The 22,854-nt window shown below is 57.9% G+C and carries 29 protein-coding genes; 19 read left to right on the top strand and 10 right to left on the bottom strand.

Annotation, left to right across the window (positions count from 1 at the left end; translation table 11 throughout):
• Positions 1–60 precede the first annotated feature (60 nt).
• The 6 genes from PUV54_RS03075 to PUV54_RS03050 form a co-directional block, all read right to left on the bottom strand.
• Positions 61–1,875: a tetratricopeptide repeat protein gene (locus PUV54_RS03075; RefSeq protein WP_274494072.1), complete on the bottom strand. Its 1,815-nt coding sequence runs from the start codon at positions 1,873–1,875 to the stop codon at positions 61–63.
• A 124-nt stretch (positions 1,876–1,999) separates the two neighbouring features.
• A complete protein-coding gene (locus tag PUV54_RS03070; protein WP_274494071.1) occupies positions 2,000–3,637 on the bottom strand; it encodes a hypothetical protein in 1,638 nt (545 codons plus the stop codon).
• Between the two features lie 276 nt (positions 3,638–3,913).
• Positions 3,914–4,336 carry a hypothetical protein gene (locus tag PUV54_RS03065; RefSeq protein ID WP_274494070.1) on the bottom strand — a complete coding sequence of 141 codons (423 nt, stop codon included), beginning with the start codon at positions 4,334–4,336 and terminating at the stop codon, positions 3,914–3,916.
• Between the two features lie 33 nt (positions 4,337–4,369).
• A complete protein-coding gene (locus PUV54_RS03060; protein WP_274494069.1) occupies positions 4,370–4,879 on the bottom strand; it encodes a hypothetical protein in 510 nt (169 codons plus the stop codon).
• 266 nt (positions 4,880–5,145) lie between these two features.
• Positions 5,146–5,658 carry a flavodoxin family protein gene (locus PUV54_RS03055; RefSeq protein WP_274494068.1) on the bottom strand — a complete coding sequence of 171 codons (513 nt, stop codon included), beginning with the start codon at positions 5,656–5,658 and terminating at the stop codon, positions 5,146–5,148.
• A 101-nt stretch (positions 5,659–5,759) separates the two neighbouring features.
• Positions 5,760–6,227 carry a VOC family protein gene (locus PUV54_RS03050; RefSeq protein ID WP_274494067.1) on the bottom strand — a complete coding sequence of 156 codons (468 nt, stop codon included), beginning with the start codon at positions 6,225–6,227 and terminating at the stop codon, positions 5,760–5,762.
• Positions 6,228–6,307: 80 nt separating this feature from the next.
• On the opposite strand from PUV54_RS03050, the gene PUV54_RS03045 reads away from it, so the two are divergent.
• Positions 6,308–7,000: a helix-turn-helix transcriptional regulator gene (locus tag PUV54_RS03045; RefSeq protein WP_274494066.1), complete on the top strand. Its 693-nt coding sequence runs from the start codon at positions 6,308–6,310 to the stop codon at positions 6,998–7,000.
• Positions 7,001–7,010: 10 nt separating this feature from the next.
• Here PUV54_RS03045 and PUV54_RS03040 read toward each other — a convergent pair whose 3' ends face one another.
• Positions 7,011–8,630: a M28 family peptidase gene (locus PUV54_RS03040; RefSeq protein WP_274494065.1), complete on the bottom strand. Its 1,620-nt coding sequence runs from the start codon at positions 8,628–8,630 to the stop codon at positions 7,011–7,013.
• 182 nt (positions 8,631–8,812) lie between these two features.
• Complete coding sequence (locus PUV54_RS03035; protein WP_274494064.1) at positions 8,813–9,706, bottom strand: phytanoyl-CoA dioxygenase family protein; 894 nt, start codon at positions 9,704–9,706, stop codon at positions 8,813–8,815.
• A 195-nt stretch (positions 9,707–9,901) separates the two neighbouring features.
• On the opposite strand from PUV54_RS03035, the gene PUV54_RS03030 reads away from it, so the two are divergent.
• Positions 9,902–10,357 (top strand): YcgN family cysteine cluster protein, encoded by a 456-nt coding sequence (locus PUV54_RS03030; protein ID WP_337999184.1) that lies wholly within the window; start codon positions 9,902–9,904, stop codon positions 10,355–10,357.
• On the opposite strand, the gene PUV54_RS03025 is transcribed toward PUV54_RS03030, so the two are convergent.
• A complete protein-coding gene (locus tag PUV54_RS03025; protein WP_274494061.1) occupies positions 10,341–11,453 on the bottom strand; it encodes a 2OG-Fe(II) oxygenase in 1,113 nt (370 codons plus the stop codon). The two genes, PUV54_RS03030 and PUV54_RS03025, sit on opposite strands and share 17 nt — an antisense overlap.
• A gap of 98 nt (positions 11,454–11,551) precedes the next feature.
• Here PUV54_RS03025 and PUV54_RS03020 point away from each other — a divergent pair, with 98 nt between their 5' ends.
• From PUV54_RS03020 to PUV54_RS02945, 16 genes are all read left to right on the top strand, one after another.
• Positions 11,552–12,211 (top strand): energy transducer TonB, encoded by a 660-nt coding sequence (locus tag PUV54_RS03020; protein WP_274494059.1) that lies wholly within the window; start codon positions 11,552–11,554, stop codon positions 12,209–12,211.
• A gap of 245 nt (positions 12,212–12,456) precedes the next feature.
• A complete protein-coding gene (locus PUV54_RS03015) occupies positions 12,457–12,876 on the top strand; it encodes a hypothetical protein (protein ID WP_274494058.1) in 420 nt (139 codons plus the stop codon).
• Positions 12,803–14,083 (top strand): DNA-packaging protein, encoded by a 1,281-nt coding sequence (locus tag PUV54_RS03010; protein WP_274495207.1) that lies wholly within the window; start codon positions 12,803–12,805, stop codon positions 14,081–14,083. Before PUV54_RS03015 ends, PUV54_RS03010 begins: the two co-directional genes overlap by 74 nt.
• An 83-nt stretch (positions 14,084–14,166) precedes the next feature.
• Positions 14,167–15,339: a phage portal protein gene (locus PUV54_RS03005; protein ID WP_274494057.1), complete on the top strand. Its 1,173-nt coding sequence runs from the start codon at positions 14,167–14,169 to the stop codon at positions 15,337–15,339.
• Positions 15,332–15,610 carry a hypothetical protein gene (locus tag PUV54_RS03000; protein WP_274494056.1) on the top strand — a complete coding sequence of 93 codons (279 nt, stop codon included), beginning with the start codon at positions 15,332–15,334 and terminating at the stop codon, positions 15,608–15,610. The genes PUV54_RS03005 and PUV54_RS03000 overlap by 8 nt, the downstream gene beginning before the upstream one ends.
• Positions 15,607–16,209 carry an HK97 family phage prohead protease gene (locus tag PUV54_RS02995; protein ID WP_274494055.1) on the top strand — a complete coding sequence of 201 codons (603 nt, stop codon included), beginning with the start codon at positions 15,607–15,609 and terminating at the stop codon, positions 16,207–16,209. Before PUV54_RS03000 ends, PUV54_RS02995 begins: the two co-directional genes overlap by 4 nt.
• 14 nt (positions 16,210–16,223) lie before the next feature.
• Entirely contained in the window at positions 16,224–17,474 is a 1,251-nt protein-coding gene (locus tag PUV54_RS02990) for a phage major capsid protein (protein WP_274494054.1), read from the top strand.
• A 139-nt stretch (positions 17,475–17,613) separates the two neighbouring features.
• On the top strand, positions 17,614–18,174 hold the full coding sequence (locus tag PUV54_RS02985) for a head-tail connector protein (protein WP_274494052.1): 561 nt from the start codon (positions 17,614–17,616) through the stop codon (positions 18,172–18,174).
• A complete protein-coding gene (locus PUV54_RS02980; RefSeq protein ID WP_274494051.1) occupies positions 18,171–18,488 on the top strand; it encodes a phage head closure protein in 318 nt (105 codons plus the stop codon). The genes PUV54_RS02985 and PUV54_RS02980 overlap by 4 nt, the downstream gene beginning before the upstream one ends.
• A complete protein-coding gene (locus PUV54_RS02975; protein WP_274494049.1) occupies positions 18,485–18,892 on the top strand; it encodes a DUF3168 domain-containing protein in 408 nt (135 codons plus the stop codon). The genes PUV54_RS02980 and PUV54_RS02975 overlap by 4 nt, the downstream gene beginning before the upstream one ends.
• Before the next feature lie 98 nt (positions 18,893–18,990).
• A complete protein-coding gene (locus tag PUV54_RS02970) occupies positions 18,991–19,413 on the top strand; it encodes a phage major tail protein, TP901-1 family (RefSeq protein WP_274494048.1) in 423 nt (140 codons plus the stop codon).
• Positions 19,413–19,739: a GTA-gp10 family protein gene (locus PUV54_RS02965; RefSeq protein WP_274494047.1), complete on the top strand. Its 327-nt coding sequence runs from the start codon at positions 19,413–19,415 to the stop codon at positions 19,737–19,739. Before PUV54_RS02970 ends, PUV54_RS02965 begins: the two co-directional genes overlap by 1 nt.
• A 14-nt stretch (positions 19,740–19,753) precedes the next feature.
• Positions 19,754–19,921, top strand: coding sequence for a phage tail assembly chaperone (locus PUV54_RS02960; RefSeq protein WP_274494046.1), 168 nt, complete (start codon positions 19,754–19,756; stop codon positions 19,919–19,921).
• Positions 19,914–20,459, top strand: a complete 546-nt coding sequence (locus tag PUV54_RS02955) for a phage tail tape measure C-terminal domain-containing protein (RefSeq protein WP_274494045.1) — start codon at positions 19,914–19,916, stop codon at positions 20,457–20,459. Before PUV54_RS02960 ends, PUV54_RS02955 begins: the two co-directional genes overlap by 8 nt.
• A gap of 25 nt (positions 20,460–20,484) precedes the next feature.
• A complete protein-coding gene (locus tag PUV54_RS02950) occupies positions 20,485–21,117 on the top strand; it encodes a DUF2460 domain-containing protein (RefSeq protein WP_274494043.1) in 633 nt (210 codons plus the stop codon).
• Positions 21,117–21,995, top strand: a complete 879-nt coding sequence (locus PUV54_RS02945; protein ID WP_274494042.1) for a DUF2163 domain-containing protein — start codon at positions 21,117–21,119, stop codon at positions 21,993–21,995. Before PUV54_RS02950 ends, PUV54_RS02945 begins: the two co-directional genes overlap by 1 nt.
• A gap of 5 nt (positions 21,996–22,000) precedes the next feature.
• Here PUV54_RS02945 and PUV54_RS02940 read toward each other — a convergent pair whose 3' ends face one another.
• Positions 22,001–22,303 (bottom strand): hypothetical protein, encoded by a 303-nt coding sequence (locus PUV54_RS02940; protein WP_274494041.1) that lies wholly within the window; start codon positions 22,301–22,303, stop codon positions 22,001–22,003.
• 94 nt (positions 22,304–22,397) lie between these two features.
• On the opposite strand from PUV54_RS02940, the gene PUV54_RS02935 reads away from it, so the two are divergent.
• Complete coding sequence (locus tag PUV54_RS02935) at positions 22,398–22,853, top strand: NlpC/P60 family protein (protein ID WP_274494040.1); 456 nt, start codon at positions 22,398–22,400, stop codon at positions 22,851–22,853.
• The last annotated feature ends 1 nt before the right edge of the window (position 22,854 follow it).

Here is a 22,854-nt window from a genome sequence, read left to right as displayed (position 1 = left end):
AATAGTCCCCTTCGTTTTTTAATTTATACAAGACAATAACGCGGCGCCGGTGATGCGCCGTTACTCGCAGGCAAAGTCGTTTTCACCCCGTGGCTTGCATTGCGGTGGAAAGCCAACCTTGCGCCAGTAGTCGTATACGCCAGACCGGCGGATGTAGTTTTTGAATTGTTCCGATTGCCTGTAATTGCGCAATTCCGGCAGCCAGGTCACTGCAGGCAGCGGAGTCAAATCATAGGCGCCGAGCGGCGTTAACAGCAGGGCGAGATTTTCGCCCGGTGAGTCTTGATTTTTGAGACGGGCGAAACTGAGCGCGTCTTTGGCAAGTTCGCCATGGTCCGCATCGATATTTTTGAATGCGTCATACAATTCGTCATGCCGCCGGTACCCTTGCAGCATGCCTTCCTTGTTGGCGGCGATCTTGAATGCGACGGCGTTGTCGTATTTCGCCAGCAGTCCAAAATTCGTCCAGCTTGTCGTCACCAGCCCCTTGTCCAGAGAATGCTGATAACTCGCCCACGCTTCATCCGCCATGCCAAGGGCGGCCTGGGCGTCATAAATGTTTTCGGCGCATGGCGCGTAGAATGGCTCATATTTCAGACAAGCCTGAAATTGTTCCAGCCCGCGCTCGCGCTCGCCAACTGTGTTATAGGTGAGGCCGAGCCAGTTCAGGGTCGAGCCGTCGCGCGGGTTAATGGCAAGGGCGCGCTTGAACTCCGAAATGATGTCGGCGAAATCTTCCTTGCTGTGCATTTTCTGCGCTGAGATCGAGCGGGCGTTCGCCTTTGCGGCGATAGCGATGGCGTTATCCGGGTCAAGCGATAACGCGCGGTCGGCGAATTCACGGTTCTTGCGGACATGCTCGTCCCAGTCGGTCATCGGCGCGTAGCCATACTCCACAAACAGGCTGATAACGGCGGCGTGCAACGCCCAGGCGTCGGCGAAGTTGGGATCTTGCTCCGTGGCGCGCGCCAGCAGCGCTTCCACCTCGTCGAGTCTCGTTCGCGCAACATAATATTCCCGTGCTTTCAGAAACAGGTCATAGGCAGCCACGTTATCCGTCACTGGCGTAACGTTGATTTCTGGCGGTGCGGCGACACCCATGACTTCGCTTAGCGCCTCAACAATAGCTTCGGCGATTTCGTCCTGTATGGCGAAGATATTTGCGGCCGTCAGCGGCCGGTCGAATGTGTCCGACCACAGATGAGCATCTGTGCGCGCGTCAATTAGCTGCGCCGTGATGCGGATGGTGTCGCCGGCTTTTCTGACCGAGCCTTCAAGCACATGGCGTACAGTCAGGCGCTCAGCGATCTCCGGCACGCCAAGCTCTTGCCCCTTGAACTGGAAGGATGATGTGCGTGACGTCACCTCAAGACCATCGATCCGCACAAGGACGTTCAGAATTTCCTCGGCGATCCCGTCAGAGAAGTATTCCTGATCACCTGATGGCGATAAGTCAGCAAAAGGAAGAACGGCGATAGAGGCGGCGGCGGGTTCAGAATTCGCTGTCGTATCTACTGCGGGCGACTTTTCCGGCATGAGCCTGTCCGCAACAATCAGCATGGCGACAAAGATCAGCCCGCCGATAATAGCATAGTCCAGCGCTTTGGCGGTTTTGGGCGCTGCGCCTTCACCGTCTGGCGCAGCGGCAGTGAGCTTGACGCCCTCCGGCGTCAGTTCGAACGCCCAGGCAAGGATCAGCGCAATGGGGAAACCGATCAGCAGCAGGCTGACGACCATGCCGTCAAACCAGGCGGGCAGACCGACCGCGCCCTCCAGCGTCGCCGCGACCTGCGCCAAAAGCCAGCCTGCAACGCCATAGGCGCCAGCCACACGGAAGACATTGCGCCGTCTTAGTTCCGAAAGGAAATTTCTCATCTCGCCCCTTGCCCGGGCGCGCCCATAGCACGGTTTTCCAGGAGAGGCGACCGATTCGGTCCGTAAACCCCATGAAAAAAGCCCCGCCGAAGCGGGGCTTTTCCTTTATCGTAAAGCCTCAAGATTATTTCTTGGGGCCGCCGATTTTCTTTGGACCGTTTCCGTTTTTGGACTCAACGATATAGGCGTTGAGAATGTACTGGCCCGTCCGGTATTCCAGCTCATCAGTGAAGCCAAAGTCCGAAAGCGGAAGAATGATAGGATCGCCCATGGCGTCGAAGCCGAGGAAGATTTCATTCGGCGCTTCTGCATGAAGCACGTAAGTGCCGTTCTCCGGCAATACGGCGTCAAGCAGGAAAGCGTCAAAGCTTTCAAACTCAGCGTCGTTGGTGGCGACTTCGGTCAGCGAGCCGTTGGACTCCTGCTTGTAAAGCGTGAGTTTGCCGATCATGCTGTCCCATTCGGGGAAGAAGAAGCTTTCAACATTCGAAATCAGTTCGGCGTTGAAAACCTGACCGGCTTTGCCCGAGAAGGTCAGCGTATCGACTTCGTCAAGCTCGTCCAGGCGCCCTTCAACAACGATGTTGCGAACGTCAATCCGCCCGTCAGCGTTTTCGCCTTCAAGGATTGGGTTGACGACCTGAAGCTTCTTCAGTTTCGCCTGACCGCTATTCGCCTGCTCGTCAGTGACGAAACGGCCACGTTCGTTGATGGCGAGTTTGATCGCCGAACGTTCCGAGTGGAAGCGATCAGCGTTCGCTGCTTGGGATAGCGGCAAACCTGAGCTGGCGCCTGACGACATAATGTGCAGTACCGTCTCATCACCGTCGGCCGGGCCGTCATAGACGGGGGCGAATGAGGCAGGTTCCGGCGTGCCAGTCGAGGGCAGGCCGCCGCCGATCGGACCCCAGGCGTCATAGTGACGAAGACCGAGACCGTGACCCAGCTCGTGGGCGCCAGTGTTCGACGTCTGGTTGAGTACGGCGATGCGCGCAGCCTCATCAGCAGTGACCGCGTCAGGGCCATCGGTGCGCGCTCCGATAACGTCGATCAATGCGTTGTCTTCGATGAATGTGCCTGCCGGACGGCCCAGAATCGGGTCGAGCGCATTCAGGAACGGCCAGAGGTTGGCGTCGTTGATCGCGACGATCGAACGGTTGTCGTTGCCAAAGTCAATCTCCCCAGCCGAACCGAACAGGATGCCGCCCGATGGGCATACGCCTGCTGTCCCTGCACAGGGGGCGTCATTCGAGTTGAACTGCAGTGTGACATAGTCGCCTTCTGTCGGTTCTTCCAGAACGAACTCGAAGTTATAAGGCGCGTAGTCGGCTGCAATCCGGGATTTGACGATTTCCTTGTCTTCATCCGTATAAAAATAGTCGTTCAGCGTCAGCGTGATGCCGAACAGGCTGAAGGTGTAAGTCGGCTCACCGGGTTGAAAATCAAGATACACAACCTGAGGCGCGTTCAGGCCAAGTCCTAACCCGAGACCGATCCCGCTTGGACCGCCAGCGCCGCCCGGCGATCCGCCGGCGCCGCTCGGCGCGCCGCCTTCGCCATTGTTCAAAAAGCGGCTTTGCAGATACGCAGCGGCTTCATCAGCGTCTGCGAATTCAGGAAAGCCGCATTCCGTTGAGCAGTCATTCAACATCGTAAGCGGATAGTCAGATGCAGAACCTTCGCTCTGCGCGAGCGTCGGCATGCTGGCGCCGGCAAGCAAAAACGATGCAAGCGCCGAGGTTTTAGCAAGTTTGGTAATCATATATTCCCCTTCAAGTCGGCGTCTCCGCCGATTGAATATTGAGCCCGCTAACCACAGCAGGCGACCAACGTTTAGCAATGTCGCAAGAAGCGATTATTGCCGCGAACGGGGACTTTATAAGCCGCGCCTTGGGGGGGGCAAGATTGACTTTTTTTGCAGCGCAGAAATCGCTGTCTGATTCTATAGTGTTTGCGCCGCTAAAATTTTCATCACATGAAAAATAAAAACCGCACCACCATTCCGGTGATGCGGTTCTGTGTAAGAAAACGCAAATACTTACAGGTTGCTGCCGACATTCGGCGGCACATAAAACGACTGGTTCGAGAAACCGATGCGCGTACACCGCTGAGTTTTCGGCTCCCAGCTAAAGGTTACATATCCGTAATCAGCGCTCGCTTCGATCGCGTCGAGAAGGTCTTCATTGTCTGTGTTGCAGAACGCGCGCTCGCCATCCGCATCCTCGGCCTGACAGAAACCGAAAGCGGTAGCGCCGCCGGCGCCATCATCAAACTTGCGCACGCCGCAACCGATAAACTCGTTTTTATTCGGCGCGTACCGTGCACTGAGCATGTCGCCGCCGGCGAAATTCGTCGCAAGGTCCACATCCACCGGCGCGGGCTGGATCATGCCGGCGACAGCGGCGCTTGAAACGAATGCGGCGGCGACGCCGGCTGCGATATATTTACGTTTGGTCTTCATCTTCATCTCTCCCTTTGGTTAGAGCTCTTGAGGTTACATCCGGCCGTCGATCTCGCCGCTCGCCAGGGCTCTGGCGAGCTGCGACAGCGCGGCGCGGCGTTCGGTTTGCGGCAGTTTCGCAATGGTCATTTGTAGCGACGCCATTTCCTTGTCGGTGATGGCGCCGCGGCTGCGGTAATAGGAAAGGTCGTTCTGGTAGGACGCTTCCAGCCGTTCGATTTCTTTTTGTTCGAGGCGTGGTTTTACGGCGCGCGTTGTCTGCGCCGCGTACTGTGCGGAAGCGGACGCGCGAATATTCGTTTCAAGGGCGGCGATTTCTTCCTGAACGATAAGGCGGATTTCCTCAGCGCTTGCGCCGCCTGTCGAGGATGACGGCCAGGACCAGTCATCACTCGCCGTGTTAGCGGATTGCGCGGCGGCGTGCTTCGCCTCGCGCGCCATGTCGGCGATTTCGTCCGTGCGGACGTCAAATCCCGCGACCTGCAGGCTTACGCCGCCCAGCAAAAGGGTTTGAAAAGCACAAAGTCCGTAAAGCCATTTCATATCGCTCTCCCTCATTGTCGCCGTCAGGATTAACCAAATCCGTCTGGCGCGCCTGTGACGCAGATCACATGAGGGGATCGATTGGAAAAACGGCGGAGCGCGGGGCGTTGAAAGGCATGCGCCGCCAGCCGCTTTCGACGTCCAAGCTCTCCCCCTGACGTCAAAGGCGATAGAATTTCGCTAGGGAGAACGGTCGTTTGAAATTGGGACCGATTTGCGGCGGCGGCATGATTTTAGTTTGTTCGCGCGGATCATGCCGGAACGGATCAGATTGATGTCTGAACGGCTTCCGAAAACTTTTTCAGTTGCTGTTCAGTGTCGGTCGAATGAACTTCACTACTGCGCGCATATAATAGCCCGCCCCAATGCATGTCGAAATAACCGGCCGTATCGGCGAACGGTTGCGTGAAAGACGCCGGCGCCGATGGCGAGCCGCCCGTAGCGATGGCGAACATGTGTTTTCCGGCGAGTGACTTGCCTATTGGTTTTAACGCGCCGCCCGTCAGGTCAGTCAGTCTGTCAAAAAACGTCTTCATCTGCGCGCTCATGGAGTACCAGTAGACGGGGCTGGCGAAGACGATTGCCTTCGCCTTTTTCATTTTTTGCGCCAGCGGGGCGAAGTCATCCGCCGCATAGGCGTCGTCATAGGAATAGGGGCCAATCGTCAGTTTGCTGAGATCGACAAGTTCCGCCTGATCAAGCTTGGTGAAGACTTGCCTGGTCAACGCGGCAGTGTGGCCATCGGACCTCGACGATCCCAGAAAACCGATAATCGACATTATTTGCCCGCTTACTTTCGCTTGCGGTCAAAGATGCGCCGCAGATGTTCAACTATTTCATTGCCTTCGGCGCGTGTGTTTCGTCTGATCATGTCTCTCTCCTATTGATAAAGGTTCTTTTCCTGCGGGATCGTGCTTGAGTACTCGACAAATTCGAACTCAAGTCCTTCTTCGTTGACGTAATAAATATTGCGCCGGTGGGGATGATCCTCACCCAGATGATCGGGCGCATAACCAGCGTCCTTGAGCCGCGCCATGACAGCGTCGATGTCGGTGACTTCAAAGCCCAGATGGGCAAGGCCGGGCTCGGCGCCTTTCAGGTCGCGGTGCCGTCCTTTTGCGGCTTCAGGAATTTTGAACTCGTTGAGCGTCAGATAGTTGCCGTCATCGCCAACATGCGCCCAGCGCCGCGGCACGCCTGCCCACTCGCCGCCGCCTTCGCCGCGTATGCGCCATTCGGGAAACGCCGCGAGCAGGAAATTCGTTGTCGCGTCGAGGTTGGTCACGACCATGTTGACGTGTTCCAGTCGCTGTGCGGCCGGCGTTTCGGTTGTTTTCTTTTCGGCCATCATCGCCTCCTTATTTAAGAAAGAATAAGCTTTCAATAATAGCCCTTGTTTTTGAAAGCAATAACTTTTATAAATAATCGATGAGCAAAATATCGAACGCAAAAATCGGAAAATCCGATAAACCCAGAAAAACAAAGGCCAATGGGGCTGAGGCTGGCGCCACGCGCGCCGCTATTCTCGACATGATGAAACGGGAAGGGGAGCAGTGCGCGTCGCATATGGGCCCGGCGCTCGGCATTACACCCATGGCCGCGCGTCTGCAGCTTTATGCGCTTGAAGAAGAAGGTCTCGTCAAGGCGCGATCAGAAGCGCAGGGGCGCGGGCGCCCGCTCAAATACTGGTCGCTTACCGAAAAGGCCGCGAACGTTTTTCCTGACGCGCATCAGTCGCTGGCGGTTGAGATGATCAAGTCCGTTGAGGAACTGTTTGGCGCTGAAGGGTTGGCGAAGCTCGTCAAGAAGCATGGGAACATGCAGCGCGCTGCCTATGGCGAAAAACTGGCCAGTGCGAAAACCACGGCTGAACGCGTCAAGCGATTAGCCAAGGCTCGATCCGACGAAGGCTACATGGCCGAGGCGAAAAAAGACGGGCGCGACTGGCTGCTGATCGAAAATCACTGTCCGATCTGTTCGGCGGCGAAAGCCTGCACCGGTCTTTGCGCAGGCGAGTTGAAAGTTTTCTCAGACGTCCTCGGCAAGGACGTGAAAGTCGAACGCGAAGAACACATCCTCGCCGGCGCGCGGCGATGCGCGTATCGGGTGCGGGTGAAATAGGCGCCTGAGCTTACTCCTCCATCGGGCCGTTAAAGGTCTTGCCGAAGAAGTCGCCTTTTTTCCAAAGCGGGCGCGTATCCATGTCGGCGACGCCGCGAGCGATTTCATAATTGACCTGCGCAAACCGCCGGAGCTGTTCGTAGTCGATCAAATCCGCTTCGTCGCTGACTTCGTGATAGTGGTTTTCGAGGAACTCCTGCTGCGCCGCCTCGCCGCCATTGGCGAAACCGAGATCGATATTCAGCGCCGGCACGCCCGTCTTCACAAAACTGTACTGGTCGGAGCGGGTGAAGAAGCCCTGTTCCGGTTGCGGGTCAGGGCTCAACGTCAGCCCCGCGCGCCCTGCGGCCGCTTCTACCACCGGATACATGGTCGAGCGCTCTCCGCCAAAAGCGACAATGTCCGTAAACGGATAGGTGACGATCGCCATATCGAGATTGATGTTCGCGACAATCTTTTCCGCAGGCGCCGTCGGGTTTTGCGCAAAATAGTCAGAGCCCACAAGGCCTTTTTCCTCTGCTGTCAGTGCAATAAAGATGACAGACCGGCGCGGCGGGTTTTCAGCGAACAGCCTTGCTATTTCTAATATGGCGGAGACGCCGGTCATGTTGTCGATCGCGCCATTGTTGATTTCGTCATCGCCCTCTTCATCTGTGGGGTCGATGCCGTGATGGTCAAGATGCGCGGTCATGACCACATACTCATCGCGCAGGGCCGGGTCGGCGCCTTCCAGAATGGCGACCACATTCGGTGATGACACATCCTTATGAACCGAACGGCTTTCGATGCGTGCTGTCATGTTGAGCGGAAAAGAGGGGACTTCGCCTTGTTCGCTCTCAGCCATCTCCATGATCTCAGCCCAGGTATGTGGTGCGTTGGCGAAGAGTTTCTCTGCACCGTCGAGGCTTATGCTGGCGCTCGCGCGAATATTGGGTGCGGTTGAGTAAACCTCTCCGCCATCTTGCACCCATTCCAGTGATGTGGAAGTCGGCAAATTTTCTATCGCGTCCGCAAAGCTGTAGCGTTGTTCAAGTCCTGGCGACCAGAACCCTAGGGCGCCGATGGCGCCGTTTTCGGATGCGCGCTGTGCGCGTATGGACCGGTTATGGGCGCGTTCTTCGCTGTTGAGAAATTTCGGCGCGCCATAAAGAAAGGCGACGATCTTTCCGTCAACATCAACATTGGCGAAATCATCGCGCCCATGCTCTTCGGAAACAAAACTGAACCCGACAAACACCACCTCAGCTTCGATATCGACTTCAGTTCCCGTAAAGTTAGCGCCGACCAAATAATCCTCCCCGCGAATAAAAGTGTCTGGCGCGTTGGGACCCGAAAAGCGCAAGACGCCGCCTTCCGGTGCGGCGGCTTTGGTTTCCCGCATTGGAACGGCCTGAAAATAGCTGCCGTCATCGCCGCCTGGCTTGAGGCCAAGCGCCTGATAACGCGACGCCACGAACTTCGCCGCCAAATCATAACCGCGGGTTCCTGCTTCACGACCCTCAAAAAGGTCATCGGAGAGGTACCGGACATCCGCTTCGAGCCGATTTGCATCGGCGTCTTTCGCTGACGCCGCTTGCAGGCACGTACTAACGGAAACGGCCGCAAGGCCGGCTAATAGACAATTTTTCATCTCACGCCCTATTCAAATAAAACGCCAAACCTTAATGGCATGCCTTGATGGGCGCCAATAACGCCTTATCGCGTTATCAGCTCGATATATCGCTAAATAAGGAACCGTGGCTGCGCAGCATTAGCCTTGCGTGATGCGCGTAGATAGGCCTCAACAAGGGGCGACGCCGCGGGTATCGGACTTCAGGATTTAACTGGCGTCGTCGGCGTGTGTTTCATATAAACTGCTCGCCAGTTGCTCAGGCGATCGCGAAACGACACGTCAACATAACCGTCGAAATGGCGGTTTTTGATAAACCGGTTTTGACTGAAGTCGTAGGGGTAGCGCAACCGCCCTTTGCTGAAGGGTGATTCTTTCAGGCGCGGCGTGAAATACATGCAATCATCGAAATAATAATGGGTGACCTGACTGAGCCGCGTGCGCGCCGGGTCCTTGATCCGCTCGCCGCCGTGAAACAGATTGGCCGACCAGATCAGCACTTCACCGCGTTTCATGAGCCCCAGTTCTTTTTTGAAACCGCATCGATGCAACAGCTTGGCTACATAGGTTTCATAATCGCCATAGTGGTGCGAGCCGATATCCTCGAGCGTAAAAATCGGCAGCGCGTGACTGCCCGGAAAGTAATGCAGCGGCCCGTTGTCTTCATCTATGTCTTCCAGCGCCACCCACACGCCGCACATGTATCGCGAGGGCGCCGAGTGAAAATGGAATGTGTCGGAGTGCGTTCTTTGCTGCGTGCCGATCGGGAAATTCAGTGTCTGAAACGGAAACGCGCGGCGTCCGTAAAGCGCAGACAGCAATGACAATACCTGCGGCGCGCAGGCGAGATCGCGAATGGCGGCCGAACGGCGCCACAGATGCTGCACCCGCCGCGCGCACCCATGCAGCGCACGGGTTTCAGCCTCGACAGCGTCTAACGTCGCCGGATCGAAGTCCAACGCGAGCTTCAGATAGCCGTCGCGGCGAAAATCTTCCGCAAGACGGACAATATGGGGCTCCTGGTCCTGCTTCGCAGCCTCATCGAAAAAAGGCCGCTCGAACCAAGGCGCCGAGAAATCACTGAAAGTGAATTCCATCGGATCAATGCATATCTGTTTGCGCCCGGTGAAAGGCATTGTATCAGACCGTACACAAACAACATTATGGGGTGCTTACGCAACTAAAAAATGCTGTACACTGCATTAAACGACGCAATGCGGGCTGATTCCCTGGATAATTTATGCAAGCCATTCTATTTAGGGTAGAGGCTGTAAAAACTCGCCTGATCGGGTATGACATTATTCATGCGCCGCGAGAAACCTTTCTGGGAGAGGAAACCCCTACAGGAAATGACCGATGCAGAGTGGGAATCGCTCTGCGACGGCTGCGGACGGTGCTGTCTTTATATTCTGCACAATGAAGAAACCGGTGATGTCTTCGAAACCGATGTCGCGTGTAAGTTGTTTGACGCCAAGAAAAGACGCTGCACCGATTATGAAAACAGAACCGCCCGCGTGCCGGACTGCGTGCGCCTGACGCCGCAGAACGCAAGCGATCTCCACTGGATGCCGGAAACCTGCGCTTATCGCCGCCTTGCAAACGGCAAACCGATCCCGGACTGGCACCCGCTGATCACCGGCGATCCGAAATCGGTTGAGCGCGCGCGCATCGCGGTGTCTCCCGATCTCATCCCTGAGGATGAAATCGACAACAAGCTGTTAGAGAGCCGGATTACGAAAGCGCGTTAGCGTCAGCGCCGGGCTTTGGCGCGTCACTGTCAAGGAACGCGCGGTTCTGCTGCCGGATTTCCGCCGCCGCGTCGTCATAAAGAAACGGCAGGAAAGCATAGCGCCGACCGCGCGTCATTTTCGAAACCTGATGCAACAGGGAACAGGAAAAAATCACCGCGCCGCCGGCGGGCGGCTTGTACCCGCGCGGTCCATATTCCGGGAACGAAATTTCACCGCCGTCGAAATCATCATTGAGATTAATAGACACCGCGAAACGCCGATGCGCTGTGCCGCGCGTGGTGTTGTCGCGATGCGCGCGGAAGTGACCGCCGTCGTCCGCCGTATAACAGGCGACGATATAGCGTTCCATCCGGTTAGCGTAAAACTGGTGAACCTTGCGAATCTCCGGCACGATCCGCCTGATGACGCGCTGCTGTAGGGCGCGGGTCAGGGTTTCGTCCTTGATGTAGAAATCCTTGCGGCTCTTGTGCTTCAGGTCGTGAATGCCGACTGTCTTGCCGCCGACGTCGCGCATAAAGCCGGACGCCTCGCCGCCATGGGCGTCGAACGCCGCAATAAGCTGCTTACACAGATCCGGTTCGAAAACATTGCGTAAAAAGATCACCGGCGCCTGCAACGGCGCGCCTGCGAAACTGCCCGGCGCCGGCAGACGGTCGAGCACGGCGTTCAATTTCGCAATGTCGGCGCGGTCTTTCTGAAACGGCAGGTCGCAGATCACGCGCAACGCCGGGTCGATCACGACCCATCGCGGCGCATAGGCGTCGTTACCCTCATTTGCCGCGCCAAAAAGCTTTGATACTCTGCGGTCGAAATCCCAAAAATAACGATAGCCCGGGTAACGGTCTGCGACGCGATTTTCCGACCGGTCGGCCGGGTCGATGCTGACGCCGAAAAACGACGCATCTATATCGTTGAAAAAGTCCGTGCGGGCGCGCGCGGCGGCAAGGGCGGTTTTCGCCGGCTCGCTCGCCGCCGAACCGAACAGGCACAACACCAGGTAACGCCCGCCAGCCGTATCGAAGGCGAAATTCGGGTTGGCCGATGTTTGTTGTTTGAACCACGGGGCGGGATCGCCCGGATATAACTGACCCATGACCGGCCAGGCCGCCTCCGAATAAATTGAACCGACCCGAGATTAGCCTCAAAGCGCAGGGAGGGGTATAGTTTTTTGATTAGAGTTGGGAGCGGCAAATGAAATGGTTGATGGCATGCTTTGTGTTGCTGCTGGGTGCCGCGTCCTGCGCAGCAACGCCAGAAGGTCAACAGGGTGCCTACGCTCTTCGTGAATCCATCTCGGCAGTGATTCAACGTGCATATGACCTGATGCAGAATGAACAATATCAGGATGCGGTTTCCGTTCTTACAACGCTGCTCGAAAGCGGGGGGCTGACGCCCTATGAAAGAGCGACTGTATTAGAGTTGAGAGCGAATTCTTTTGTCAATCTGGACGACTACGAACCTGCAATAAATGATTTGGCAGATGCTTACGCGTTGGACGCATTGCCGCCAAAGCGGCAGGGTATGCTGGCTAAATACATAGAAGATTTGAAGAAGCCGCAAGAAAACATACAGCTTGCACCAATTGTCAGAATACCTCCCAAAGCTCCTCAAGATTGTTGGGAAAAAAATGATGACTACCCAGAACCCGGGCAAGATTTATTTTCAGCAGTTATTTTCGATGTAACCCCAGACGGAACAGTCGATAATATTCGTGTCACGGAGACTAATGATAGCTGCTTCGCGGACGCTGTCATCGAGGCGGTTTCCAAATGGCGCTATCAGCCAAGAGTAGTCGACGGGGAGCCTATCGCTGGGCCAGGGCAAAAAGTAGTCGTCACGCTAAGTGTTTGATGCACTCGGCGTAGTGATTGCGGTAACATTTTTTGCGATGGATTCGGGGCTCTGAAGGCGTCAGCCCCGGAACGACAATCTCATTCCCGATAGAATAAAAACTGGTCTCGGATATCAGAATTTTTCCACCCCAATAACGCGAATCGGACCGCGAAAAATACAACATCCAGGTTGAAAATTTAAAGATTCACCAGTGTTGGTGGAAGGTTATCCACCACTTTCAGGGCTGTCCCATAATGGCGCCCATGATGAAAAAAACAGAAAATCACACCGCGCCAGACGATGACGGCGACGCCTCCCAAAGCTGGGATGCGCTGCACGATCGCATCCGCACGCTCGCCCTCAGAAAGAGCGAAGCGATGCTCGGCGCTTACGCAGAGGAAGAAGAGTTTGACCGCAGCGCGCGATCGCTACGCATGCTGATGAGTGCGGCGGAAGTCGCCGGCCGCATGAAGCGGGAAGAAGAAAAGGAAGCAAAGCCGCATGACCAAGCGCCGGCAAAACCCGCCGTCACCGAAGAACGCATCGCCGAAGTCTATCGCGAAATCGAACGCGGCGTCGACCGTTTCGAGGAACGAGAGGCAAAGGCGGCTGACCGTCGAAGAGATTCTGAAGCGGGACTTTCCGGAGCTGGCGGAAAAACTGTGGAGGCTCCATGCGCATAAGCATCAGCAAGAACCTCAAGGCGACTGGACCACATGGCTCATCCTTGGCGGGCGCGGCGCAGGCAAAACACGCGCCGGCGCCGAATGGGTGCGCGCCATCGCAACTGCGGCGAACGATAACGCTGACGGCGCCGCCGCCCAATGTATCGCGCTGGTCGCTGAAACATACGCCGACGCGAGGGAAGTCATGATCGAAGGTCCCTCCGGTATTCGCGCCGTCGCGGCCGAAGACTCGCGTCCCGTCTATGAGGCTTCGCGGCGGCGATTGGTGTGGCCGTCAGGCGCGGTAGCTTATGCATTTTCGGCGGAAGACCCGGACGGCATTCGCGGCTATCAGTTCACTGGCGCCTGGAGCGATGAGCTTTGTAAATGGCGGTATGCGGAAGAAACCTGGTCGAACCTGCAGCTTGCGCTGCGCCTCGGCGACAAGCCCCGCCAGATCGCAACAACAACGCCGCGCCCGTCAGCGCTGATCAAACGGCTGATGGCGGCGGCGACAACCGAGGTCTCGCGCGCCACCACATACGACAATCGCGCGCATTTGTCGGATGCCTTCTTTACTGAGATCGCCGCCCTTTACGAGGGAACGGCGCTGGGGCGTCAGGAATTACTGGGCGAGGTCATCGACGATGTCGCCGGCGCGCTGTGGAACTGGAATTTGATCGAGGCGGCGCGCGTAACGGCTGCGCCGGCGCTCGACAGATGCGTGGTCGCGGTGGATCCCCCCGCCACAAGCGGCCCGGATGCGGACGAATGCGGGATTATCATCGCCGGCGTTGCTTCTTGCGGCGACGACATGACTGCATTCGTTCTCGCCGACTGGTCGGCGGCGGGACTTTCTCCCCGTCAGTGGGCGGAAAAAACCGCCGCCGCCTATCATGAATTCGAAGCGGACAGAATTGTTGTCGAGGTCAATCAGGGCGGCGACATGGCGAAAGCCGTGATCGCGCAAGTCGATCCTTCAGCGCCGGTGCGCGGCGTGCACGCAACCCGCGGCAAGCGACTGCGCGCCGAACCGGTCGCCGCGCTTTATGAGCGCACGCGCGTGCGTCATGTGGGCGCCTTTCCGAAACTCGAAGACCAGATGGTCACCTACGCAGGTGAAGGCGGCAAGAGCCCCGACCGTCTCGACGCGCTCGTCTGGGCGCTCACCGATTTGATGTTGAAAAACCCCGCGCCAAAGCCCGGCGTGAAGAGATTGAATTAGGAGTTGTTGATGTTGTGTCGTTTGCTTCAGTCTTCGTGCACCCCGGCGAAAGCCGCGGTGAGCGGAGCTTGCGGAGGCGCCCCATGCCTCTAATCCCCAACATTTTTCGCAAGGCGCCCGAAGCCAAAGCCTCTGCTGCAAAAGCATTGATCGCCATTAATCGTCTCGGTGCGCCTGCATGGACGCCGCGCGATTATGCATCGCTGGCCCGCGCGGGCTATGAGAAAAACGTCATCGCTTATCGCTGCGTGCGTCTGGTGGCGGAAGCGGCTGCATCGGCGCCGTTGCGCGTTGCTGAAAGCGGCGCGGTGATGAGCGATCATCCACTTGTCGCGTTACTCGCCCGCCCGAATCCGGAACAATCGGGCGCCGAATTGTTCGAGAGCTTTTACGGTTTTCTGCAGACAGCGGGCAACGCCTATCTCGAAGCGGTTACGCTCGATGCCGCCCCGCGCGAGTTATATGTACTGCGTCCCGACCGGATGAAAGCGCGGCTCGGTAAATCCGGGTGGGCGGAAGGCTACGACTATTCCGCTGGCGGGCGCACGGTGAGTTTCAGAAAACCAGAAGACAATTCGCTCTCGCCGATCCTGCATCTGAAGCTTTTTCATCCAACCAACGATCACTACGGGCTGTCGCCATTGGAAGCCGCCGCGACGAGCGTTGACTTGCACAACGCCGCATCCGCCTGGAACAAGTCCTTGCTTGATAACGCGGCGCGTCCCTCCGGCGCGCTTGTTTATAAAGGCCCTGAAGGGGCCGAGAATCTGACCGCCGAACAGTTCGACCGTTTGAAGTCGGAGCTTGAGGACGCCTATCAAGGCTCGGCGAATGCGGGCCGTCCGCTGGTGCTTGATGGCGGGCTCGAATGGCGCTCCATGTCTCTTTCCCCCGCCGACATGGATTTCATCGAAGCGAAACACGCCGCCGCGCGCGAGATTGCGCTGGCGTTCGGCGTGCCGCCCATGCTGCTCGGCATTCCCGGCGATAATACGTATTCGAACTATAAGGAAGCTAACCTCGCCTTCTGGAAACAGACGGTGCTGCCGCTGGTTAAAAAAACCGCCGCAGCGCTGACCGGGTGGGTCGCGCCCGTTTGGCCCGATGTATCGGTTATATGTCAGGCGTCTGAAATCGATGCGCTCAATCTTGAACGCGACGCCATGTGGTCGCGCATCTCCCGCGCGGATTTTCTGAGCGACGATGAAAAACGCGAGGCGCTGGGGCTTTGCCGCGAAGGGGAGCCCCATGCATAGCGTCACTTTTCCGAAAACACCTGGAGAAAAACCGCAGGAGTTGCGCATCACGGTCGCCATTGGCGCCGCCGTCATTGTGCAAACGGGGCTCGGCCTCGTCTGGGCCGGCGCCGCCACCGAACGTCTGGCGCAGTTGGAACGCCGCGCCGGCGATAATGCGCAAATCATTGAGCGCACCGCCCGGCTCGAGGAACAGGCGCGGTTCATGACAGCATCGCTCGAACGCATCGAGGCGAAGCTCGATCGAATGAGCGGGGAGGGCGGAGAATGAATAACAACTGTTTCGTCGCCGATATCGAAGGGTACGCCGCAGTGTTCAATACGCCCGATCTTAACGGTGACGTCATTGCGCCCGGCGCGTTCACACAGAGTTTAAGAGCGTCCGGCGCGGTCCGCATGCTTTACCAGCACGCGGCGGAAACGCCCATCGGCCGCTGGGTGTCGTTTCAGCAGGACGGGTACGGATTATTCGTCACGGGCGAGATCCTGTTGTCCAGCCCGCGCGCCCGCGAAGTGCATGCGTTGCTTTCCGGCGGCGCTATCGACGGGCTTTCCATCGGCTACCAGACGCGCCGCGCGCAAAAGATAAAAGCCGGCCGCCGCATTACCGAAGCCGAGCTTTGGGAGGTTTCCATCGTCACTTTTCCCATGGCGCCCAAGGCGCGGATTCTCCGCGTCGGCCCCGCCCGCGCTGAATACGGCGCCCAGGATTACGCCGACGCTTTCACCCAATCGGTTTGCGCGCCTCGCCCGCCGTCCCCTCAGGGCGCGCAAACCGCCGGCTGGACGCCTCGCTCTTCTCCCCCGGAGCCGGGTGTCCAGCCCCTTGCCGACGCATTTCGCGCCGCAACCAACATTCTATCAGTTTAAGGAGTAAATGAGTAATGAGTATCGAAACCAAAGCCGGCAATGCAAACAGCGAAGTGCGCGGCGCCATGCGCGATTTTTTGAATGCGTTCGAGCAGTTCAAGGACGCCAATGACGAGCGTTTGTCAGCGCTTGAGAAAAAACAACAGGACGATGTGGTCCTCGCCGAAAAAGTCGACCGCATCAACGAAGCCGTCACCGAACAAAAAGCCGCCGTTGACCGCATCGCGCTCAATAACCAGAGACCTCAATTAAGTTCCGGCCTGAATGGTTCTAAAATCGCCGTTCCCGATGAACGCAAAGCGGCTTTCCTGCGGTATATGCGCGTGGGCGACGCGACCGCCGCCGCAAGTCTTGAAGCCAAAGCCGCCGCTGTCAGCGGCACGGGCGAGGAGGGCGGCTATCTCGCCCCGCATGAGGTTGAGCGCATTATCACCGCCGCCGTAAAAGACATCTCCCCCATCCGTCAGATTGCTTCCGTGCGTGAAATCGGCGGCAATGTTTTCCGCAAGCCCGTGTCGAACGGTGACGGCGCCGCCGGCTGGGTCGCGGAAACAACCGCGCGCGACACGGCGACGACATCGCCGACTCTCACTGCCATCGATTTTCCGACCATGGAGCTTTACGCCATGCCTGCGGCGTCGCAGACGCTGCTCGATGATTCCATTGTCGATATCGAACAATGGCTCGCTGACGAGGTGCAGACGGAATTCGCCGTTCAGGAATCGGCTGCTTTCATTTCCGGCAACGGCACGACGGCGCCGAAAGGTCTGTTGACCTACGACATCGCCGCCGACGCGTCGAAAGACCCGGACGAGCTCGGCTACATTGCGACCGGCGCTGACGGCGCGTTCCCCGCGTCGAACCCGTCGGATGTTCTGCTCGATCTCATCTATGCGCCGAAACAGGCCTATCGCGCCAATGGACGCTTCCTCATGAACCGTTCGGTTGTCGGCGCGCTGCGCAAGTTTAAAGACTCCGAAGGCAACTATCTCTGGCAGCCGAACAATGAACCGGGCGAGCCCGCGCGGCTGATGGGGTATCCGGTGACGGAAGCCGAAGACATGGACGACATCGCATCGGATTCACACTCGATTGCGTTTGGTGATTTCCGTCGCGGTTATCTGATCGTCGATCGTGTCGGCGTGCGTGTGCTGCGCGATCCATATTCCGCCAAACCGTATGTGTTGTTCTACACCACAAAACGCGTCGGCGGCGGCGTTCAGGACTTTGACGCGATCAAGTTTCTGAAATTCGCAGCGTCGTAATGGTTTGCATTTTTCCGCTCATTCCGGCGAAAGCCGGAAACCAGTCACATAAAAAGCCGGGCTACGCCCGACGTGATTCATGTAGCTGGGCCCCGGCTTTCGCCGGGGTGAGCGGGGAAGCAAAGTCCGGGAAAAAAACATGTCCCTCATTTTATTATCTCCCCCGGCGTCGGAGCCGGTAACGCTTGCCGAGCTGAAACAGCACCTGCGTGTTACGCATACGGATGAAGATGCGCTGATCACCGGCGTGCTTGTCGCGGCGGTGCGCGCGGTTGAAGCGCGGGGCGGGCTCGCATGCATGCCGCAGCAATGGCGGCTGACGCTCGACGCGCCGCCAATGGAAACGCTTCATCTGCCGATTGCGCCGGTTGCGTCCATTGATGCGATCACGGTGACCGACGGCGAAGGCGCGCCGCAACCGGTCGATGCGAGCGTTTATGAATTCGCATCCGGTTCGCCAGGGCGATTGCGTCCCGCTGGGCCGTGGCCGCAGCCGGCGCCGAAGATTGACGGCGTGCGGATAGATTTCACCGCCGGCTACGCCGATGCAGGCGCGGTTCCCGAACCGCTAAAGCAAGCGGTGAAAATTCTCGCCGGGTATTTTTATGAAACGCGCGAGGCGGCGCATGAGACACGCGTCTATACCGTGCCACAGTCGGTCGACGCGTTGCTCGCCCCATACCGGGAGTTCCGGTTATGATCGGCGCGCTCAGACACAAGATCGAACTGTTGACGCCGTCGCGCGACGATGACGAGGCGGGCGGCGCAAGCGTCAGCTGGCTCCCCGGTCCGGACACATGGGCGCGGGTCGAACGCCTGACGTCAACGCGCGATATATCTGGTGATCGCGAGAGGCGCCTCAAACGCATTGCCGCAACCATGCGCTATCGCACCGATATCGTACTCGGCTGGCGCCTGCGTTTTGACAACAGCGAATATGAAGTCGTCAGTATGGAAAGCGATGACAGCCGTGACCGCCGCCTCACGCTTGTCTGCGAGGAGGTGTTGTCATGACCGCGACCTGGGAACTGCAAAAGGCCATCTATCAAACACTTAGCGCAGACGTGGCGCTGCAGGCGGAAATCGGCGACCCGGCGCGTATCTATGACGACCCGCCGCCGGACGCGATTTTCCCTTACATGACGCTGGGCGAAGCGCGGGCAACCGACTGGAAAGGCGTTGACGGCGGGCTTGAACACGATCTGCGTCTTTATGTTTTTTCCCGCTATGCCGGGCGCCGCGAAGTCAAACGCATCATCGGCGCCGTTTACGATGCGCTGCATGACGCGGCGCTAACCGTAACGGGCTGCGATCTCGTTAATATCCGTTTTGTTTTCGGCGACGCCTTCCGCCGCCAGGACGGCGAAACCTATCAGGGCGTCGCGCGTTTTCGCGCCGTGACGCAAAGGAGCGCTTAGTGCGTCGTGCGTAGCGCTTAAGAGTATTGGTCTGGTCGTTCTTCCTACGCTCTACGCACAACGAACGACGTACCGACAATTGAACAAGGAATTCATTCATGTCAGCACAAAGAGGGAAAGACCTCCTCCTCAAAATCGGCGACGACGGCGCGCCGGAAAGTTTCGCCGTCATCGGCGGGCTACGCACCAAAACCCTGTCGCTCAACTCTTCGATTGTCGACATCACCCATTCGCAATCAACGGGCGGGTGGCGCGAACTGCTTTCGGGCGCGGGCGTTCGCCAGGCGTCGATTTCGGGCGCCGGGGTGTTTCTCAATGACGCCGCGGCTGAAACCGTGCGCAGCGTTTTCTTCTCATCGCTGTTGCGCAACTGGCAGATCGTCGTGCCCGGGTTTGGAACCATCGAAGGCGCGTTTTTGATCGCCAACCTCGATTACGCTGGCGAGCATGACCGCGAAGCGTCGATGTCGCTCGCGCTTGAATCCGCCGGCGCGCTTGCCTTCACGCCGGAGGGTTCGTGATGCCCCATCCACGCGGTGACGTGCGCCTGAAAATAAACGGCGAAGATAAAACTTTGCGTCTCACTCTCGGCGCGCTGGCGGAAATCGAGGAGGCGCTCGGCGGCGGCGACTTTGAAGCGCTGCAACAGCGTCTCAAAAAACCACGCGTCGCCGACATTATCATGATCCTGCATGCGCTTCTTACCGGTGGCGGCGCACCTATCGCCATCGAAGCGCTAAAGGCGAGCGACGTCGATTTGGCTGAGGCGTCGCGCGCCATCGCCAAGGCATTCGAAGCGCTCGGGGGAGATGAGGCGCCGGGAAAGTTTCCATCGGGGGCGGCGTAGAAACATGGCGCGCAATGTTTTCCTTCGCCGTTTTGCGGCTGGGTCTCACGCCGGAAAACTTCTGGCGGCTCGGCGTAGCGGAATGGTCGACGCTGATTGCCGCTATAGCGCCGCAAGGCGGCATGACCCGCGCCGACCTCAACGCACTCATCAACAAGGTATCGGAGAATAAACATGCCTGAACATGTGAATGTAGAGGTTAATACGCTGGGCTTGACGGAAGCAAGCATCGAAATCGAGCGTATCGCGCGCGAACGTATCGCCCCGGCAGCGAACCTGATCGAGGAAGCGTTTTCAACCGCGGCGAATTCGATCCAGTCGAATCTCGCGCGCGCGGCCGAACGCGGCGAGCTGAGTTTAAAAAAACTGACAAACGCCTTGCTGCGCGATCTGCGCCGCTTCGCCATTGACAGCCTTGTCCGCCAGCCGGTCCAGAATTTCCTGACCAATGCGCTCACCGGCGCCTTTGGGGGGGCGCGCGCTAATGGCGGCGTCGTCGCGCCGGGCCAGTCGTTCCTAGTGGGCGAGCGCGGGCCGGAACTGTTCACGCCCGCCGGCGCCGGAAACATCCGTCCCCTAAACGCCGCTTATGGGGCAGGGGGGATGACGGTGAATATCAACCTGCCGGGCGTGACGGACACGCAAAGTTTCAAACGCTCCGAAACGCAAATTGCTGCGGCGCTCGCCCGCGCCGTCGGGCGGGGTCAAAGGAATCTGTGACGGCTAAATGAGTTGAGTATCAAACATGTCCTTTCACGAAATTCTATTCCCTGTCGATATCGCGCTGAATTCCGAAGGCGGGCCGACGCGCAAGACCGACATTGTCGCGCTTGTCTCCGGCCATGAGGAGCGCAATTCGCCCTGGGCCGGTTCGCGCCGGTCGTTCAACGCCGGTTACGGCGTCAAGTCCGTCGCCGATATCGAAGACGTCATCGCGTTTTTTGAAGCGCGTCACGGAAGGCTTTACGGGTTCCGGTTTCGCGATCCGTTTGATTTCAAAAGCTGCCGCATCGCGGAAAGCCCTGCGCCTGATGACCAACTGATCGGAACCGGCGATGGCGCGGAAACTTCGTTTCAGCTTGTGAAGCGCTACACATCCGGCGCGGCGAGTTATGCGCGAATGATCAAAAAGCCGGTTACGGGTTCGGTGCGTGTCGCCGTCGATGGCGCGGAACAAACCGAAACGGCGGACTTCACCGTCGATGACACAAGCGGCGTCATCAATTTCACGTCGCCGCCGGGAGCGGGGCTCAGCATAACCGCCGGTTTTGTGTTCGACACGCCCGTAAGGTTCGATACGGATGAACTGCGCATCAATCTCGCAGCGTTCGAAGCGGGCGACATCCCCTCCATTCCTCTCATTGAGGTGCTGGTATAATGCGCGCGCTTGATCCCGATCTGCAAACACACTTGAACACCGGCGCGACGACGCTGGCGACATGCTGGCGCATCACCCGGCGCGATGGGTTCGTTCTCGGTTTTACCGATCACGACCGCGCATTGAGTTTTGACGGCGCGGAGTTTCTGCCTGACTCAGGCGCAACTGGGTCGGCGCTGTCGTCATCCGCTGATCTCGCCGTTGATAACGCCGATATCGAAGGCGCGCTTTCTGATGACGCGCTGTCTGGGGCCGATCTCGCCGCCGGACGTTACGACGGCGCGGAAGTTGAAGTTTTTTGTGTCAACTGGGCCGCGCCAGACCAGCGGTTGCTTCTTAAAAAAGGCGTTATCGGCGAGGTGAAGCGCGAAGGAAACGCCTTTCGTGCTGAGCTGCGCGGGCTTTCCCATGCGCTCGACCAGCCAACGGGCCGCGTCTATCAGCGCTTGTGCGACGTCAATGTCGGCAGCGCCGCATGCGGCGTCGATCTTGATGACCCGACCTTTAGAACAACAGGCGAAGTCACCGCGCTGCGCGATGAACAAAGTTTTATCGCCAACGGGTTCGATACGTTCAGCGACGGCTGGTTCGCTCACGGATTATTAACGTGGCAAACCGGCGCCAATGCGGGGCTATCGGCGCATATCAAAACACAAGCCTCGACTGGCGCCATTGCATTGTGGCTGCCCGCGGGCGCCGCCATTCAGGTTGGCGATACGTTTAGCGCGACGGCGGGTTGCGACAAGCGGTTTGCCACCTGCCAGTCAAAATTTTCCAACGCAGTGAACTTTCGCGGGTTTCCGCTGATGCCGGGGAACGACTTTGTCATTTCCTATCCGCTGAAAAGTGAAAAGAACGATGGAGGCAAGTTGAGATGAAAATCTTAGATCATCATTCTGATGAGGTCATCAAGCCAGTAGACTTGAACGAACATCAGAGCGAACAGAATCAACAATCCAGCGCCGGTCTGAAGGAAGGGATTACGTCCAACAAAGCGAGGCACGTAGCGCCGAATGATCCAGAAGGCGCCGACGATAGACAAAACCATCACACCGATATGGGCAAAATTGGCCCAGTAATTGTCAAAACGATCTTGAGTGCCTGCGCCGTAGGAAATCATAAGGATCGCGACTGCCCATACGCCGAGAGTTACGAAAAACCGTGTGCGAGATTGTTGTTGCAACATAAATCGGTCCAGGGCGCTCGCAAGAAGGATCGCCTAAGTTTGTTTAGCATAGTCAAATCAGTTTGTAGCGGCAAGGCGCTGCGGGCGGTCTACGATGAGTAACGTTCCATCGTTTTCTTCAACAGCATCCCGCATCCAGATCGTCGACGCCGCGCGTTCATGGCTCGGCACGCCTTATGTGCATCAGGCGAGTGCCAAGGGCGCAGGTTGTGACTGTCTCGGACTTGTTCGCGGCGTCTGGCGCGACTTGTATGGCGCCGAGCCTGAACGCCCGCCGGCTTACACGCCCGATTGGAATGAGCGAAGAGGCGATGAGACATTGCTCGCCGCCGCGCGCCGCAACATGACGGAACGCATTAATAAAAATTTCGAACCCGGCGACGTGCTTGTCTTCCGTGTCGATATATACGGCCCGGCAAAACATTGCGGCATTACTTCGAGCGCCGACCAGTTCATTCACGCCTATGCGGGCCGCGCGGTGGTGACAAGCTGGCTCAATCGCTGGTGGCGGGAACGGATTGCCGGCGTCTTTATCTTTCCAGGAGCGTAAG

The sequence above is a fragment of the Hyphococcus flavus genome (assembly GCF_028748065.1).
Classification (GTDB): domain Bacteria; phylum Pseudomonadota; class Alphaproteobacteria; order Caulobacterales; family Parvularculaceae; genus Hyphococcus; species Hyphococcus flavus.
Note: the sequence above shows the minus strand (reverse complement) of the source record. Positions and strands in the feature narration are given on the sequence as shown.

What these genes read in the sequence shown, in the direction of transcription:
- PUV54_RS03030 (WP_337999184.1), top strand. Translation starts at nt 9,902, where the DNA reads ATGACATTATTCATGCGCCGCGAGAAACCTTTCTGGGAGAGGAAACCC.
- PUV54_RS02990 (WP_274494054.1), top strand. Translation starts at nt 16,224, where the DNA reads ATGAGTATCGAAACCAAAGCCGGCAATGCAAACAGCGAAGTGCGCGGC.
- PUV54_RS03005 (WP_274494057.1), top strand. Translation starts at nt 14,167, where the DNA reads ATGCCTCTAATCCCCAACATTTTTCGCAAGGCGCCCGAAGCCAAAGCC.
- PUV54_RS03040 (WP_274494065.1), bottom strand. Translation starts at nt 8,630, where the DNA reads ATGAAAAATTGTCTATTAGCCGGCCTTGCGGCCGTTTCCGTTAGTACG.
- PUV54_RS03050 (WP_274494067.1), bottom strand. Translation starts at nt 6,227, where the DNA reads ATGGCCGAAAAGAAAACAACCGAAACGCCGGCCGCACAGCGACTGGAA.
- PUV54_RS03070 (WP_274494071.1), bottom strand. Translation starts at nt 3,637, where the DNA reads ATGATTACCAAACTTGCTAAAACCTCGGCGCTTGCATCGTTTTTGCTT.
- PUV54_RS02980 (WP_274494051.1), top strand. Translation starts at nt 18,171, where the DNA reads ATGATCGGCGCGCTCAGACACAAGATCGAACTGTTGACGCCGTCGCGC.
- PUV54_RS02965 (WP_274494047.1), top strand. Translation starts at nt 19,413, where the DNA reads ATGCCCCATCCACGCGGTGACGTGCGCCTGAAAATAAACGGCGAAGAT.
- PUV54_RS03025 (WP_274494061.1), bottom strand. Translation starts at nt 11,453, where the DNA reads ATGGGTCAGTTATATCCGGGCGATCCCGCCCCGTGGTTCAAACAACAA.
- PUV54_RS03015 (WP_274494058.1), top strand. Translation starts at nt 12,457, where the DNA reads ATGATGAAAAAAACAGAAAATCACACCGCGCCAGACGATGACGGCGAC.
- PUV54_RS02935 (WP_274494040.1), top strand. Translation starts at nt 22,398, where the DNA reads ATGAGTAACGTTCCATCGTTTTCTTCAACAGCATCCCGCATCCAGATC.
- PUV54_RS03035 (WP_274494064.1), bottom strand. Translation starts at nt 9,706, where the DNA reads ATGGAATTCACTTTCAGTGATTTCTCGGCGCCTTGGTTCGAGCGGCCT.
- PUV54_RS03020 (WP_274494059.1), top strand. Translation starts at nt 11,552, where the DNA reads ATGAAATGGTTGATGGCATGCTTTGTGTTGCTGCTGGGTGCCGCGTCC.
- PUV54_RS03000 (WP_274494056.1), top strand. Translation starts at nt 15,332, where the DNA reads ATGCATAGCGTCACTTTTCCGAAAACACCTGGAGAAAAACCGCAGGAG.
- PUV54_RS02955 (WP_274494045.1), top strand. Translation starts at nt 19,914, where the DNA reads ATGCCTGAACATGTGAATGTAGAGGTTAATACGCTGGGCTTGACGGAA.
- PUV54_RS02970 (WP_274494048.1), top strand. Translation starts at nt 18,991, where the DNA reads ATGTCAGCACAAAGAGGGAAAGACCTCCTCCTCAAAATCGGCGACGAC.
- PUV54_RS03075 (WP_274494072.1), bottom strand. Translation starts at nt 1,875, where the DNA reads ATGAGAAATTTCCTTTCGGAACTAAGACGGCGCAATGTCTTCCGTGTG.
- PUV54_RS02985 (WP_274494052.1), top strand. Translation starts at nt 17,614, where the DNA reads ATGTCCCTCATTTTATTATCTCCCCCGGCGTCGGAGCCGGTAACGCTT.
- PUV54_RS03045 (WP_274494066.1), top strand. Translation starts at nt 6,308, where the DNA reads ATGAGCAAAATATCGAACGCAAAAATCGGAAAATCCGATAAACCCAGA.
- PUV54_RS02995 (WP_274494055.1), top strand. Translation starts at nt 15,607, where the DNA reads ATGAATAACAACTGTTTCGTCGCCGATATCGAAGGGTACGCCGCAGTG.
- PUV54_RS03065 (WP_274494070.1), bottom strand. Translation starts at nt 4,336, where the DNA reads ATGAAGACCAAACGTAAATATATCGCAGCCGGCGTCGCCGCCGCATTC.
- PUV54_RS03060 (WP_274494069.1), bottom strand. Translation starts at nt 4,879, where the DNA reads ATGAAATGGCTTTACGGACTTTGTGCTTTTCAAACCCTTTTGCTGGGC.
- PUV54_RS03055 (WP_274494068.1), bottom strand. Translation starts at nt 5,658, where the DNA reads ATGTCGATTATCGGTTTTCTGGGATCGTCGAGGTCCGATGGCCACACT.
- PUV54_RS02945 (WP_274494042.1), top strand. Translation starts at nt 21,117, where the DNA reads ATGCGCGCGCTTGATCCCGATCTGCAAACACACTTGAACACCGGCGCG.
- PUV54_RS02960 (WP_274494046.1), top strand. Translation starts at nt 19,754, where the DNA reads ATGTTTTCCTTCGCCGTTTTGCGGCTGGGTCTCACGCCGGAAAACTTC.
- PUV54_RS02940 (WP_274494041.1), bottom strand. Translation starts at nt 22,303, where the DNA reads ATGTTGCAACAACAATCTCGCACACGGTTTTTCGTAACTCTCGGCGTA.
- PUV54_RS02975 (WP_274494049.1), top strand. Translation starts at nt 18,485, where the DNA reads ATGACCGCGACCTGGGAACTGCAAAAGGCCATCTATCAAACACTTAGC.
- PUV54_RS02950 (WP_274494043.1), top strand. Translation starts at nt 20,485, where the DNA reads ATGTCCTTTCACGAAATTCTATTCCCTGTCGATATCGCGCTGAATTCC.